At 63.9% G+C, this 13,733-nt stretch carries 13 protein-coding genes and 2 pseudogenes; 4 read left to right on the top strand and 11 right to left on the bottom strand.

Annotated elements, in window-relative coordinates; all coding sequences use genetic code 11:
* The 4 genes and pseudogenes from JCM19049_RS02785 to JCM19049_RS02770 all read right to left on the bottom strand — a co-directional run.
* The coding region (locus JCM19049_RS02785) for a ferrochelatase (RefSeq protein WP_306420650.1) at positions 1–1,176 on the bottom strand (1,176 nt) is incomplete at its 3' end.
* Between the two features lie 131 nt (positions 1,177–1,307).
* A complete protein-coding gene (locus JCM19049_RS02780) occupies positions 1,308–2,297 on the bottom strand; it encodes a hypothetical protein (RefSeq protein ID WP_054820732.1) in 990 nt (329 codons plus the stop codon).
* A gap of 199 nt (positions 2,298–2,496) precedes the next feature.
* Positions 2,497–3,822, bottom strand: a pseudogene (locus JCM19049_RS02775) (MFS transporter); the annotation flags it as partial.
* A 155-nt stretch (positions 3,823–3,977) separates the two neighbouring features.
* Positions 3,978–4,478 carry a hypothetical protein gene (locus JCM19049_RS02770; protein ID WP_054820731.1) on the bottom strand — a complete coding sequence of 167 codons (501 nt, stop codon included), beginning with the start codon at positions 4,476–4,478 and terminating at the stop codon, positions 3,978–3,980.
* Positions 4,479–4,795: 317 nt separating this feature from the next.
* Between JCM19049_RS02770 and JCM19049_RS02765 the strand changes: the two genes are divergently transcribed.
* The 4 genes from JCM19049_RS02765 (at position 4,796) to JCM19049_RS18220 (ending at position 7,114) form a co-directional block, all read left to right on the top strand.
* A complete protein-coding gene (locus tag JCM19049_RS02765) occupies positions 4,796–5,341 on the top strand; it encodes a helix-turn-helix domain-containing protein (protein ID WP_306420649.1) in 546 nt (181 codons plus the stop codon).
* Complete coding sequence (locus tag JCM19049_RS22090; protein WP_306420648.1) at positions 5,317–5,487, top strand: hypothetical protein; 171 nt, start codon at positions 5,317–5,319, stop codon at positions 5,485–5,487. The genes JCM19049_RS02765 and JCM19049_RS22090 overlap by 25 nt, the downstream gene beginning before the upstream one ends.
* Before the next feature lie 212 nt (positions 5,488–5,699).
* Positions 5,700–6,413, top strand: coding sequence for a VIT family protein (locus tag JCM19049_RS02760; protein WP_054820730.1), 714 nt, complete (start codon positions 5,700–5,702; stop codon positions 6,411–6,413).
* A gap of 23 nt (positions 6,414–6,436) precedes the next feature.
* Positions 6,437–7,114 (top strand): DUF6308 family protein, encoded by a 678-nt coding sequence (locus tag JCM19049_RS18220; RefSeq protein WP_279402329.1) that lies wholly within the window; start codon positions 6,437–6,439, stop codon positions 7,112–7,114.
* 201 nt (positions 7,115–7,315) lie between these two features.
* Here the strand turns inward: JCM19049_RS18220 and JCM19049_RS02755 are convergent, their stop codons facing one another.
* From JCM19049_RS02755 to JCM19049_RS02735, 7 genes and pseudogenes are all read right to left on the bottom strand, one after another.
* The gene (locus tag JCM19049_RS02755) at positions 7,316–8,455 is read right to left on the bottom strand and encodes an MFS transporter (RefSeq protein ID WP_279402328.1); all 1,140 of its coding nucleotides are present in this window, start codon (positions 8,453–8,455) and stop codon (positions 7,316–7,318) included.
* Between the two features lie 238 nt (positions 8,456–8,693).
* The gene (locus JCM19049_RS02750; protein WP_054820728.1) at positions 8,694–9,233 is read right to left on the bottom strand and encodes an SbcC/MukB-like Walker B domain-containing protein; all 540 of its coding nucleotides are present in this window, start codon (positions 9,231–9,233) and stop codon (positions 8,694–8,696) included.
* Positions 9,203–11,740: an SMC family ATPase gene (locus tag JCM19049_RS02745; protein ID WP_279402327.1), complete on the bottom strand. Its 2,538-nt coding sequence runs from the start codon at positions 11,738–11,740 to the stop codon at positions 9,203–9,205. Before JCM19049_RS02745 ends, JCM19049_RS02750 begins: the two co-directional genes overlap by 31 nt.
* Positions 11,730–12,209, bottom strand: a complete 480-nt coding sequence (locus tag JCM19049_RS22085; protein ID WP_306420647.1) for an exonuclease SbcCD subunit D C-terminal domain-containing protein — start codon at positions 12,207–12,209, stop codon at positions 11,730–11,732. Before JCM19049_RS22085 ends, JCM19049_RS02745 begins: the two co-directional genes overlap by 11 nt.
* A gap of 8 nt (positions 12,210–12,217) precedes the next feature.
* Positions 12,218–12,565 (bottom strand): hypothetical protein, encoded by a 348-nt coding sequence (locus JCM19049_RS22080; RefSeq protein ID WP_306420646.1) that lies wholly within the window; start codon positions 12,563–12,565, stop codon positions 12,218–12,220.
* On the bottom strand, positions 12,562–12,816 hold the full coding sequence (locus JCM19049_RS22075) for a metallophosphoesterase (RefSeq protein WP_306420645.1): 255 nt from the start codon (positions 12,814–12,816) through the stop codon (positions 12,562–12,564). The genes JCM19049_RS22080 and JCM19049_RS22075 overlap by 4 nt, the downstream gene beginning before the upstream one ends.
* Before the next feature lie 242 nt (positions 12,817–13,058).
* Positions 13,059–13,669, bottom strand: a pseudogene (locus JCM19049_RS02735) (YeiH family protein).
* Positions 13,670–13,733 lie beyond the last annotated feature (64 nt).

Below are 13,733 nucleotides of genomic sequence, written 5' to 3'. Positions count from 1 at the left end.
CGATTCCCCGCGAACCTGCGCCGCCCGCTCCAGGGCGAGGTCCACCAGCCCGCTCACGAAGGATGCGGAAGTACCCACGGTGTCCGCCCGCACGAACTGCAGCTGCAGTTCCTCGGCCGTGGCGGCGGCTTCCGTATCCAAATCGTATTTAACTTCCATGTGATCCGAGACGAATCCCAGCGGAACCACGACGACGCCATCGATGCCCTCCACAGCCAATTCGCGCATGCGGTCATTGACGTCCGGTTCGAGCCACGGGGTATGCGGGGATCCCGAGCGTGAGCAGTAAACCAATTCCGAAGGCAGCCTCTGATCTTCGGGCAGCTGGCCCTCAATCCACTGGATGAGCTGTTCGTGCTCGGCCTGGTAGCCGGCGGTGTACCGCTGCGAGGCGTCTTGCATGGTCGCGGGAATGGAGTGGGTGACATACAGGACGCGGTGCGTGCCGGGGTCCAGATCCCCCACGTTCTGTTGGAATTCGCTCAAGGCACGGCGGACGCACTGCAGTTCTGCCTCAGCGAAACCGGGGTGGTTGTAGTACTGGCGGACCTTGTCGAAGGACACCTCAATGCCATCCTCGGCCAATGCCTGAACCGTCCCGCCGAAGTCTTCACGGTACTGACGGCAGGAGGAGTAGCTTGAATAGGCAGAAGTGGTGATGGCCAGGAATCGGGTGGCCCCGGTTTGCTGGGCGTGCTTTCGCACTTCATCGGTGAGGTAGGGATCCCAGTTCCGGTTCCCCCACAGCAGAGGGATCCGAATATCGCGCCGCTGCAGCTCCTGGATGAGGGCATCGAGCAAATTCCGGTTTTGCTCATTGATGGGTGAGCGGCCGCCGAAGTTGTAGTAGTGCTCGCCCACTTCCACGAGCCGCTCATCGGGGATGCCGCGGCCCCGGGTGACATTTTGCAGGAAGGGCAAAACATCCTCCGGCTTTTCCGGCCCGCCGAAGGACACCAGAATCAATGCATCAAAGGGTTCAAGGCTGGCATTGCTCATGTTGGTTTGTTGGCCTGGCCCGTGCACGGCGGGCAGTCGGCCAGTCCTTTCTTCAGATATGGAAAGCGATAACGACCATCGGGTGTCGCCGACAGTCCACTCTTCGGGTGCGCGATAGACCAGAAAGTTGAGGTTCCCCTGCCAAAGGGTCTGGCGAAGGAGAACCTCGATATTCACTAGCTTAGCTAGCTATATTCTTGGCGAGAAGGAACGGAAGCGCAAATCCGGGAAACGAAAAACATCACCAGGCCGCCGACTCGAAGCAGGTTGGCCCGTACCCTCACCGTTGCCTGGGGCCAATGATGGCCCTAGAGCAGAGCCAGCAGATCCCTTGAACGGCGATGCCACATGTTCCCCGCCAGGCCCAGGTGCCCCACGATGAAGAACAGGCCGCCGGCGATGAAGCCGTAAATCATGACCGGCCAGGCCAGCGAGGCGTAGATAATCACCCCGAGCCCCACGGCGATCAGCGCGATATCGGCCCACCACCAGCGCAGGAAATGACCGAAGACCGGCAGGAGCAGGATCGCCGGGAACACCAGCAGCCACAGCTGGTGATACAGCGTGAAGACCGCCTGGCCATGCAGCAGCAGGGTCGCCAAGAGCAGCACCGCGCCAATGGTTCGCCAGATCCACCCCGCCCGGCCCATCGCCGAGCGCAGCAGCACCCACGGGACAATCGCCTGGGAGTAGAGCAGGACCGTCACCGGCCAATAGAACATGCCAATACCCAGCCCGGCCAGGATGGAGACCACGCTCATCACCACGGCCCCGAGCAGCTGCAGCCAGATCGCAGCCTTGTCACGCAGGATCAGCGGGGTAAGGCTGAACAAGGCGGGGACCAGGGCAACGAGCGCGGCTGGCAACAGTTCGGCGTTGAACCAGGTTCCGGCCTGCCGTGCCTCAATGTACCCAAAGCTGACTTCCCCCTCGAAGCCCAGGCCGAGGGCGCCGGCCACGTCCACGCTCATCGGCGCCTGCGGGGCGAAGAGCAGCACCGCGGCGGTCAGAAGCGAGAACGCGAACGTGGGCCAGGCCAGGATCCGGGTGAGGAACTCAAACCCGCTGGAGACCTTCAGCTCCTGCGGTTCGACCCGCTCGAAGCCCGCGGCGATCCGCTGCACCGGGCCGAGGCTGTCCAGGATGTCCTGCTTGTGCCGTCCTCGGCGCGGCAGCCTGACCAGCTGGGCCCGTGTGTGGGCCAGCACGTCCTCGCGTTCGGCGGCGCTTAGTCCGGAAAGGGCCTGTCGCAATTCGTCGAGGTACTGCCGGGCGGCTTTGGGCAAGCGGGCGACCATCAATGCTCCTGCGGTGGTGGAAGGCGGGTTTTTCTTATCGTGTCATATCGCCGGCGCAATCCAGCGGTTTGCCGTCTGGGTTCCCGAACACAAAGGCACCGGGCCGGGTGGGTTCGGGGATCTGCTCCCCGTCCCACGGCCCGGTGCCGGTGGCGGCGCCAGCGCGCCGCCGGTTGTCCTTGCCTAGTGCACGCTCGGATCTTGGCGGTGCCGTCCGCGTGGAAGCCTCCACACCCAGCGAGCGGTGGCGGGTCTCACCCACCCACAGCACTGCCGCGGTGGAGATGACGGTCAGCACCATGATGTAGATGGCGATCGAGCCGGACCAGCCGGTGGTCTCCAGCAGCACCTGGGCCACGGTGGCGGCGAAGGCGCCGCCGAGGATCGCGCCGATGGCGTAGCCGATCGAGATGCCCGAGTAGCGGATGTGCGCCGGGAACATTTCGGCGTACATGGCCGACTGCGGTCCGTAGGACAGGCCCAGGCCGATGGTCAGCACGAAGATCGCCACGGTGTACAGCACGATCGAGCCGGTGTCGACCAGCATGAACATCGGGATCATCCACACGAAGACGATGCCGTAGCCGATGACGAAGGTGTTGCGGCGCCCGATCTTATCCGAGAGCCAGCCGCCGACCAGGGTGAAGATCAACCAGCCGAAGGAGCCGATGGTGGTGGCCAGCAACACCGGGGCCATCTCCAGGCCCAGCACCTTGGTGGTGTAGGCGATGAAGAACGCGATGACCAGGTAGCCGGCGGCGTTGTTCGAGATGAAGATCAACGCGGCTGGATGACCTGCTTGGAGTTGGTCTTCATCAAGTCCTTCAGCGGGGTGTGCTCCTCGCTCTTGCGCTCGGCCATCTCCTTGAAGACCGGGGATTCCTCCAGTGCGCGGCGGATCAGGTGACCGACCAGGATCAGCACCACCGAGAGCAGGAACGGAATACGCCAGCCCCAGGCCATGAACTGTTCGGGAGTCATCGACACGCGCAGCAGGTACAGGATGCCGGTGGCCAGGATCATGCCGATCGGAACACCGATCTGCGGGAAGCGCCGAAGTAGCCGCGGCGGCCCTTCGGTGCGTGCTCCACACTCATCAACGCCGCGCCGCCCCATTCGCCGCCGGCGGAGAAGCCCTGCAGCACGCGCAGCAGCACCAGCAGGATCGGTGCGGCAACACCGATCTGCGCGTAGGTGGCAGCAGGCCGATCAGGGAGGTGGCGATGCCCATCAGGATCAGGGTCATCACCAGGATCCGCTTGCGTCCGAACCGGTCACCGAGGTGTCCGGCGATCACGGCGCCCAGCGGACGGAAGAAGAAGGAAATGCCGATCATCGCGAAGGAGAGGATCTGTGCAATGCCCGGGTTTGACTCACCCAGCGGGGCGAGGAACAGCGGGGTGAGCAGGGTCGCGGTCAGCTGCGCGAAGATGAAGAAGTCGTACCACTCGATGGTGGTGCCCACCAGGGTGCCGGCCAGAACGCGCCGTTCTTCCTGTCTGCGGGTAACAAGCGAGGTAGTCATGAGTGCCCTTGAGTTTGCGAGATTCCGAAAATCTGATTACCGACCGTTCAGACGGTAACTCAGATCACAATCATAGGCCACGGGTGAGGCTGCTCACAACAAGATTTTTCTACACTCCGAGAACGGACTCTTGACGAGTGGTTTTGCCGCACGGATCAGGGCTTGAACAGCAGTTCGTAATAATCGCGGAGCGCCGGGTAGTAATCGGGATCAAAGCGAATCGCCTCTGGATCCTGGCCCGCGGCCGCGGCCAACAGGCGGTCCAGATAGAACTCCCATCCTGGGCCAATGGAGCCGGCCTGGGTGGGCTCGAGGTTCGGCATCACGAATTCCAGCAGGCTTCCCTCCGGGTCGCTGAGCACCTGCAGCTGCAGCCTCCAAACCTCCCCGTCCTGCGGGGAGGATTCAACCAGGAGACGATAGGAGGAGGCATCACAGTCAATGATGCGCATTTCCATCGCCGGCCTCCCCTCTTCGGCATTCAGCGTCAGCTCTACGCTCCCGCTGGCCGGATCCCCGGACCACGGTCCGATCCACCGGTCGGTTTGGGCTGGTTCGGTCAGTAATTTCCAGAGCTCCTGTTGGTCGATGGGGAAGACCCGCAGCAGGCGCAGTGCCCCATCCTCGGTCTTGCTTCCAGTCGGCGTCGCCGTCATGATCCCACTCCCCTGTTCTTCCTGACCGGTCGATGTCGACCCGCCGGTGGTGATGCCCGCGATCGTGGCTTGTAGGCTAGCAAAACACCGTTCGTTTCCATAGGGGCGAGCAGAGACCTCTATTGCCATTCCCGGCGACTGGCGCGGGAACGTGAACCCGACTGAAAATATGTGAACGAAAGCAATCAACAGTTCAAAAATCGAACTGGCTGTTCGATTACAGAATGACTAGGATGCAGGTAGGGTCACGCCGTTGGACGCCAGACCCTGCACCCATTCTTTTGGGCGGGCCACCGCCCCTCGGCAGGACAAGGATCATGTCAGCTTCCCAGACTCTCTCCCGCGGTGTACGGATGCTCGAAATCGTGGCGGACTCCCCCACGAACCTGAGCATCGCCGAGATCGCCGAGAAGATGGAAGTCCACCGCTCCATCGCCTACCGGATTCTGCGCACCCTGGAGGATCACCGCCTGCTGGCCCGCGACGAGGCCGGGCGGATCCGACCCGCCTCGGGCCTGGCCACCCTGGCCCGCTCGGTGCAGCGGGATCTGCAGAACACGGCACTGCCGGAACTGACAAAACTGGCCAACACCCTGTCGATGACCGCGTTCGTTGCGGTGTGGGAGCATGACTTGTGCACCACCTTGGTGTCGGTGGAGCCGGCCCACTCCCATCGTGCCATTGTGCACCGCCCCGGAACCCGGCACGGCATGGACGTGGGCGCCCCGCCCATCGCGATTCAATCCAACTACACCCGCAACCAATGGGATGCCATGAACACCGGGTGGACTACCGCGAGCAGGTGCGTGACGCGAAGATCAATGGGTATGCCAGCAGCGTGGATGAGGTCATCCGCGGCGTGACGTCCCTGGCCGTGCCCCTGCACACCTCCAATACGCTGCCAGCCGCGCTGGCCGTCGTTTTCGCAACCAGCACCGTGCAGGAACACGAGAAGATCGTTCGGGCGTTAAAGGAATCAGCGCTGGTCATCAGCGAGGATCTTTCCTAGGAAGACTGGAACACCGAAAGCAGATCCACCCACAAGATCCACTCATCAACGGACAATGAGGTCTTCAGGCATTATCGGTGAGTGACAACAAGGAGCATCGGCTGGCCGCCGGATGGCGGCCGGTTGAGTCACGGTACTGGCTGCACCGCGCGGCCGGACCAGAATCTGGAGGTCATCGTGTCCACGTCCGAGAGCCACACCCCGGATGGTCAATGCCGCACACCCACCCCAATGAACCACACGACAACCGCATCGGCCAGAAGCTGAACTGGCTGCGGGCCGGGGTTCTTGGAGCCAATGACGGGATCGTTTCGACCGCCGGCGTGGTCGTCGGCGTCGCAGCCGCCACCCCGGGAAATCTGGGAGCGATTGCCACGGCAGGCATCGCGGCCCTGGTCGCCGGCGCGTTCTCCATGGCCGGCGGCGAGTATGTCTCGGTCAGCACCCAGCGCGACACTGAGCAGGCGCTGATTGCCAAGGAGAAGCGTGAGCTGGCCGAGATGCCGGAGGAAGAACTTCAGGAACTGGCCGGAATGTACGAGGCCCGGGGCCTGAGTCCGAAGCTGGCGCATCAGGTGGCAGCGGAGCTGACCGCCCATGACGCGCTCGCCGCCCATGCCGAGGTGGAATTGGGCATTGATCCTGAGGAGTACACCAGCCCCTGGGCTGCCGCGTTCTCCTCCTTTATCGCCTTCACCATCGGTTCCCTGATTCCACTGATCATGATCCTGCTGCCGCCGGAATCGGCGCGGATCATCGTCGCTGCGGTGGCCGTAGTGATCGGTCTGCTGCTGACCGGCTGGATCAGCGCCGCCTTGGGTGGCGCCCCGCGCTTGCGGGCCATCCTGCGCAACGTCGTGATGGGCAGCGCCACCATGGCCGCCACCTACATCATCGGCCTGCTGTTCGGCGTGGCGATCAACTAAGCCCAACGGATTGGATGTCATACATGAGCGAACAAATTCGAGTCGGCGGAGTGCAAGCTTCCGCGGCAACGCTGAAAAAATTTGCTACTGACTATTTGAGTGGCAACGAGGAATGGGCGTATCCCGCGTATGACTCTTACGGCGGCGCTGCCGCCTCAGAGATTGTTGAGGACGCGGACTTCCTCGCTATATGCCTGCTAAACGCCGGCCAGCAACCGATCAGAAGCTATTACACGTTAAAGAGATTACAAGGACCTATCAACGAAGGCCTCTCCAATCCGCTTCTCCGAGGGAGTTTTCGGGACGCAAATGAAGCAACATTGGAAGCTATAGCTGATTTGTTCGGAATCTTGGACAATCATGGTCCAACGCCCAACGTCGGCAAAACGAAACTTATGAAGGTACTGCATCGGAAGCGGCCGGCGTTGATTCCCTTGTTCGATGAAAACGTGCGACGTTGCTATAGCGTACCTGGTACGCGCCCGATTCCACCGGACCGCCAACGAACCCACCGCGAGTTTGCGCGGGTGTGGTTGCCAGCTTTTCAAGCGGACTTTCGATCCCAAGAACACTTCTGGGAGGAAATAGCTGCATTGGCCCTCCCAGAGGTTCCTATCACTCCACTTCGCGCGATGGACATTATCGCTTGGTATCTCGGAAGAAAACAACGTAAAGAAGAACCATTAGAGCTCACTTCGTAAGAAGCGGCCAGACTATTGAGCGAGAGAGAGCACGTTCTGTGCGTCTTGGTGGATTCGCCGATTCTCGGTCGAGGGCATAGTCCTGTTCGGGCGTTCGGTTGGGCTGGGAAACCATCACATTGTAAGGCTCGAACAGAAGAATAACCGCCCAGAACAAATTGAGTCCTGTGCGGTTATTCTTTCCTTCAAAAGGTAAAGATGCTAGCGAACGTTGGCCAGCTGTTCGGAGCGGGCCACCAGCATCTTCATGAACATGGCGGCCAGGGCGATCACAACGGCGGCACCAGTGCACACCCAGAAGGCCCCGGAGTAACCCATGGATTCGGCTAGCAGGCCGGCCAGACCGTTGCCGATGGCGGTTCCAACGACAATTCCGGCCGAGAGCATGGTCATCACCGTGGACAGACGTCCGGCCGGTGCCACCTCGCCGCCCAGGGTCATCACCACCACGATGATCGGTCCCACGCCGAAGCCGACCAGGAACAGCATGGCGAGCATGAATCCGGTGGACTGGGGCAGCTGCAGCAGCAGGCTGGTCAACGCCAGGAAGGAGGCGGAGGCGATCCAGCGGGAGGTATGCCGGAACGCGGCGGGCCACATGGCCACGGAGATGGCGGCGATGGCACTGGACAGGCCCACGGCACCGTAGAGCATGCCGCCGCGGTTGGAGTCACCCATGGCACCGGCAAAGGCCAGGGTGCCAGCGGCGGAGGAACCGAACACGGTGCCCAGGCCGATCATGCCCAGCACCATGGCGCTGATGGCGGCAACCTGAACCTTGGTGGCCTTGGCGTGCCGCGAATCCTTCGGGCTGGGAATCACCGAACGTTCGGTGGAATGCAGGCCAAAGATCGGGACCAGGACAATGGTGAGCACCGCGGCAATGATCAGCGGCAACGCCGGGTTCAGCGCCGAGGCCAGGAAGCCCACGGCCACCGGCCCCAGCACGAAGCCCAGTTCGTCAAGCATTGATTCAAGACCCAGCGCCGCGCCGAGCACCTTGGGCCGCAGTCCGCGCGCCCGGGTCATGGAGATCCAGCGGACACGGGACATGGGACCCACTTGGGGGCCGGTCGCCCCGGTCAGCAGGCTAACGGCCACCAGCAATCCCACCGTGACGGCGTCACCGCGGCTGCCGTACCAGGTCAGAACCGCCAACATCAGGGTGTGCAGCAGGGCCGCGGTCAGCAGCACCTTGCGCTGCCCAATCCGGTCGGCCACGTAGCCGATCGTTGGCCCGCCCACGGCGGAGCCGAGCCCCACCATGGCGGCCGAAAGCCCACCCAGGGCATAGGAGCCGGTGGTCGCGGTGAACAGGGTCATCGACCCGATGGTCAGCATGGCCAACGGAAGGCGTGCAAAGAACGCCAACGGTAGGTAGCTGCGTCCCACGAGCGGGACCAAAGAAGAGTATCCAGAAGAACTCGAATTGTCCGCGGCCGAGGCCTGGGACAAAGACTTTTGGGTCAACTTTTCTCCAATAACTAAAGCGTGCGTTGTCCCTCGCCCCTCAACGCACAGAAAACCCAAACACGCCATTGGGCGCTCTTTTCAAGATACGTGGCAGTTTCCCCGGTGTCTAGCTCAATGTGAGCAAGCTCCGCTCCGCATTGGTGCTGATGGTGGATCCCTGCCTGGCCTTGGTAACGGTCAACCGGTTGGTGATGCGCTGTTTCATCTCGCTGACGTGGGAGACCACCCCGATGACGCGTCCGCCGGACCGCAGTGACTCCAGCGCCTCCATGACCTGTTCCAGGGTCTCGGTGTCCAGGGAGCCAAAGCCCTCATCGACGAAGAGCGTCTGCATGTCCACGGCCCCGGAATGGTGGGAGATGACATCCGCCAGCCCGAGGGCCAGGGACAGGGAGGCCATGAACGTCTCTCCCCCGGAGAGGGTCTGGGTTTCGCGGTACTTCCCGGTCCACGAGTCATGCACCCGGATGCCGAGTCCCGACTTGGCGTTGCCCCGGGCCGTGTCGTCATGTTCCAGTGAATAGCGCTGCGAACTCATCACCTGCAACCGTTCGGTGGCGGCGGCGGTGACTTCTTCGAGCCGGGCGGCCAGCACATAGGTGCCCAGGGTCATCTTCAGCCGGTTCTCCCCGCCGCCGCGGACCACCTCAGCCAGCGCCTTGAGCCGCCGGTAGGACTCAATGACCGGGCCGGTATCGCTGATGCGTCGGGCGAGCCTGTCCCGTCCTTCCTGCAGGCGCTGCAGGGAAGCAGCGGCAACCACTTCGGCCTGGCGGGCCTGCTCGTAGGTTTCCTCGGCTTCCTGCAACGCTGCAGCGTCCCGTTCCAGCTGACCGGTGTCAGGCGCCGTTTCCCCCTCGGCTTCCAGTTGCCGGGCTTGAATGACATCCTCCGAAGCGGACAGGGTCTCGATGGCCGCAGCACGTTTTGGTGGGTGGTGCGCAGCTGCTCGAGTTCTTGGCGGACACCGGGTTCCAGCAGCGCCTGGGCCTGGGCCGCGTCATCGGCGAAACCGACCGCGGTCCGTTCTTCTTCCCAGCGCCGGGAGCAATCCTCCAGGTGCGCGGTGGCGTCCAGGGACTTGGAGAGCGCCTGGTGCAGCGCACTGAGCACCGAGTGCCCGGCACTCAGTTCTGCCAGCTTCTCCCCCAATGAGCCGTAACCGCCGCGCAGTTCGGATAGCCGGGCATCAAGCTGTTTGAGTTCCCGGCCCAGCGCCTCGGTCTTTTCCACCGCAACACCGTGGGCGAGTTTCGCGGCCGCGGCGGCCTGTGCTTGCTTCTCGCTCTCATGCTGAACCTTCGCCAGCTGGGCCACCAGCTTGGCGACACCGGCCCGAACGTTCTGGGCCTCTTTCAGCGCTTCCTGGTGTTGCGCGACCTGCTGCTGGGCCTCATCACGAGTGGTCGGCCCAGCCACCGCGGCGGCTTCCTCATAGCGGGTGGTGGCCGCATGCAGCTTTGCTTCCACCTGCCTGGTCTTTTCACGCTGGGCTTCGACCTGCTCGCGCAGATGCTCCACTGCATCCTCATCGACCAGTTCCTCGCCGGCTTCGGCCACGGCAGGCCCAGGGTGTTCGGTGGCCCCACAGACCAGGCATGGCTCGCCCTCGACCAAGCCCGCGGCCAAGCGCGCGGCACTTTGATTCAGCAGGGTCTGCTGCGCTTCCAGGAGGCTGCTCTGCCGGTCCCGGAGCCTGCTGGCTTCCCCGTCGTACAAAACCTGTGCTTTGTTTTTGGCGTCCCGCAGCTCCTCGCGCCGCTTCACCGCGGCCACCTGCTCGGTCGCCTTTTCCAGGGCCTGCTCGGCCTGCTGCACGCCGGCGGCCGCGGCCACCTCATCCAGGTCCTTGGCCTGCAGTTCGTCTCGTTCCTTGGCCAACGTCGCAATCATTGCCTCGGCCCGTTCGGACTTTTCCTGTTCCTTGCCGGTCAGCTCCTGCTGACGAAGCAGCTCACGGGCCAGCTGTTCGCGCTGCTCCTCGGCGGGCAGGGCCGAACGGATGCTGCCAAGCTGCTCGCCAAGTTCATTGGCTTCGGTCGCCAAGGACTGCAGGGTCTGCTGCGTGTACAGGATCTCGCGTTCCGGGAATCGCTCGGTGAAGTTAGCGGCACGGGTTTCAAGCTGCTGCCGGGCCGCGGATGCGTTCTGCTGTGCATCGCGTTGTTGCCGCTGGTAGGCGCTGATCTGGGTTGCCTTCGCGTCCAAGTGCAGGCGTTCCTCGGCGGCCGTCGCGGCTTCGGCGTTGGCGGCGTGCGCGGTTTCCAGCTGCCGCAGTTCGGCCAGCCGCCCGAAGATCCGTTGCCGTTCCTGTAGCTGCTGGTGGCGCCGTGAGGCCGTGGCCTGATCGGCGCGGCGGGCTTTTGCCGTTTCGGCCCGCTGCTGGCGCAGGGTTTCCAGGTGCTCTTGAAGCCCGTCTAAGTCCAGGTCCGGTTCGTCGGCGCCGGGCAGCTCGATTCCGGCGGCCTGCAGTGCCCCGGTTGCGTCCGAATGCACCTGGTTTTCCAGGGCGGCCAGTTCGGCTTCAATTGTCTCGGTGCGCTTGCGTTCCTGTTGCAGGCGGGCGGCGAACTCCTCCTCGATCTTGGCGTAGTCACTGGTGTCGAAGAGCCGGGCCAACAGCTTTTCGCGTTCGGTGTCCTTGGCGCGCAGGAAGTCGGCGAATCCGCCCTGCGGCAGCATCACCACCTTGGTGAACTGTTCCCTGTCCAGGCCCAGCACCGCGCCCAGGGTTTGACCGACTTCGTCGTTGCGGGTGGACAGCGCCTGCCATTCCCCGTCAACGTATTCACGCAGCGCGCTCTTGGCCTTCTCCTCGGTGAAGCCGCTCTTGGCCCGTTTGGAGGGACGCATCCATGCCGGGGAGCGGGTCACCTCAAAGCGCCGGGTTCCCACCGACAGTTCGCAGGCCACTTCCGGGGCGAGGCCTTCGGCGGCGTGGTCCGAACGAATCTGCCGGCTGCCCTGCCGGTTGCCCGGCAGCGCACCATAGATGGCATAGCAGATGGCGTCCAGGATGCTGGATTTTCCGGCGCCGGTCGGCCCGTCCAGCAGGAACAGCCCGGCGGCGCCCAGTTCGTCAAAGTCAATGTGCTCAGTGCCGGCGAACGGCCCGAAGGCTGGATGGTCAGCTGGTGGATCCTCATTTTTCACTTCCTGCTTCACGCACACTGCGGATGACCGAAGCCACCAGTTCCTGCTCATGTTCATCGGCCGGGCGGTGGCGCACATGGTCAATGAAGTCGGTGCACACTTCCTTGGTGGACTTCGCCCGGGCCAGGCGCTGGGCGTAGCTTTCCCGAATGTTGCGGGTGGAGGCTTCCGGGGCGAAGAGCAGCACCACGGTGTCGGGGAAGCGGGTGCGGATCCGGGTCATCGCCTCGGCCGGGCGGTCGGTGTCGGTCAGTGTCACCTGGCACCAGGCTTCCTCGGCCCAGGCCAGCTCCGGGTCCTCCAGCAGCTCCTGCAGCTTGCCGCGCAGGATGGCCAGCTTCTTGGGGACCGACAGCTCCACTGCTTCGATTTCCTTTACGCCACTGGCGTCGGTGTCAATGATCCACACGGCCTTGCGCTGGTTCGCCTCGGAGAACGAGTAGGCCAGGGGCGAGCCGGAATAGCGCACCGTGTGGCTCAGCCGCTGCCGGCCGTGCAGGTGCCCAGCGCCGAGTAGTCGAAGGGCCCGAAGAGCTCCACCGGCACCACGTCGAGGTTGCCCACGCTCAGTTCCCGTTCGGAGTCGCTGCCCACGCCACCGGCGGCGAACAGATGCGCCATGGAGAAGGCGAGCACCGGGGTGTCGGCCGCGGCCCGGCGGGTCGCCAGGTCCTGCTGGATGCGGGTGACCGCGGCGGCGACGACCGATTCATGGGAGAGCTTCTCGGCCTCCAGCTCGGCCATCACCATGCGCGGCTCCAGGTACGGGATGCCGTACACCGCGATCTGGTGGTCTTCACCCTGCACCATCACCGGGGTGCTCATCCGGGTGGTATCGGCAATGATATGCACCCCGCAGCGTCGATCAGTTCGGCGGCAAAGCCCAGCCGAGCGGCCGAGTCGTGGTTGCCGCTGGTGATGATGACTTTCGCCCCGGCGGCGCGCAGCTGCCCCAGGATGGAGTTGCACAGTTTCACCGCATCCACCTGCGGCAGGGCGCGGTCATAGATGTCCCCGGAGATCAGCACCACGTCAATGTGGCGCTCTTCCACCAGGCGGACCAGCTCTTCGAGCACCGCCCGCTGGTTCTCCAGCAGGGAAGCACCGTGGAAGGACCGGCCAGATGCCAGTCCGAGGTATGAAGCAAACGCATACCTTCACCTTATGCAATCCCCGCGACGCTTTGATTCACCGGCGAGCGCGCTGTGCGTGAACAGCGCCCGGTTCGCTGACTGGTGCCGTGCACGACACGGCCTCCCCATCACCTGGAGTATCCAGCTGTCGGGGAGGCCTTGTAGTCAGGTTTCGCCGTGGGCGACTAGCCAGCGGGCGGGAAGATGAAGGTTCCGGCCAGGGCGACCAGGATGATCACCACGGTTGCGGCGGCGGCCAGCACCAGCGAGCGGCCGCCGGTCTTGAAGATGGTGCGCAGGTGCACGCCCAGACCCAGGCCGAACATGGCGGTGGCCAGCAGGAAGGTCTGGATCAGCGCGGCGACATCGAGCACCGGCTCGGGCAGGATCCCCACGGTGCGCACCAGCATGGCCACGATGAACCCGGCCACGAACAGCGGCACCACCGGCGGCTTGGTGTCGGCGGTCACCGAGTGCTTGCGGCGCATGTACAGCCCCACCCCGGCCATCACCGGGGCCAGCATCAATACGCGGGCCAGCTTCACGGTCACCGCCACGGCCAGCGCCGAGGTGCCCACCGCACCGCCGGCGGCCACCACCTGGGCCACCTCATGGGTGGAGGCGCCAATGAACATCCCGGTGGCTTCCTCGTCAAAGCCCACCAGGCGCCCAGCGCCGGTGCCAGCGGGATCATCAGCGTGCCGAAGAGCACCACCAGGCCGATCGCGGTGGCCACCTGCTCCTGCTTGGCCTTCACGGTGCCCTCGGTGGCGGCCACGGCCGCGGCCCCGCAGATGGAGAAGCCGGCGGCGATCAGCAGCCGCTGCGGCAGCTCCAGACCCAGCCACTTGCCAATCAGC

The sequence above is a fragment of the Arthrobacter sp. JCM 19049 genome, from assembly GCF_001310435.1.
Note: the sequence above shows the minus strand (reverse complement) of the source record. Positions and strands in the feature narration are given on the sequence as shown.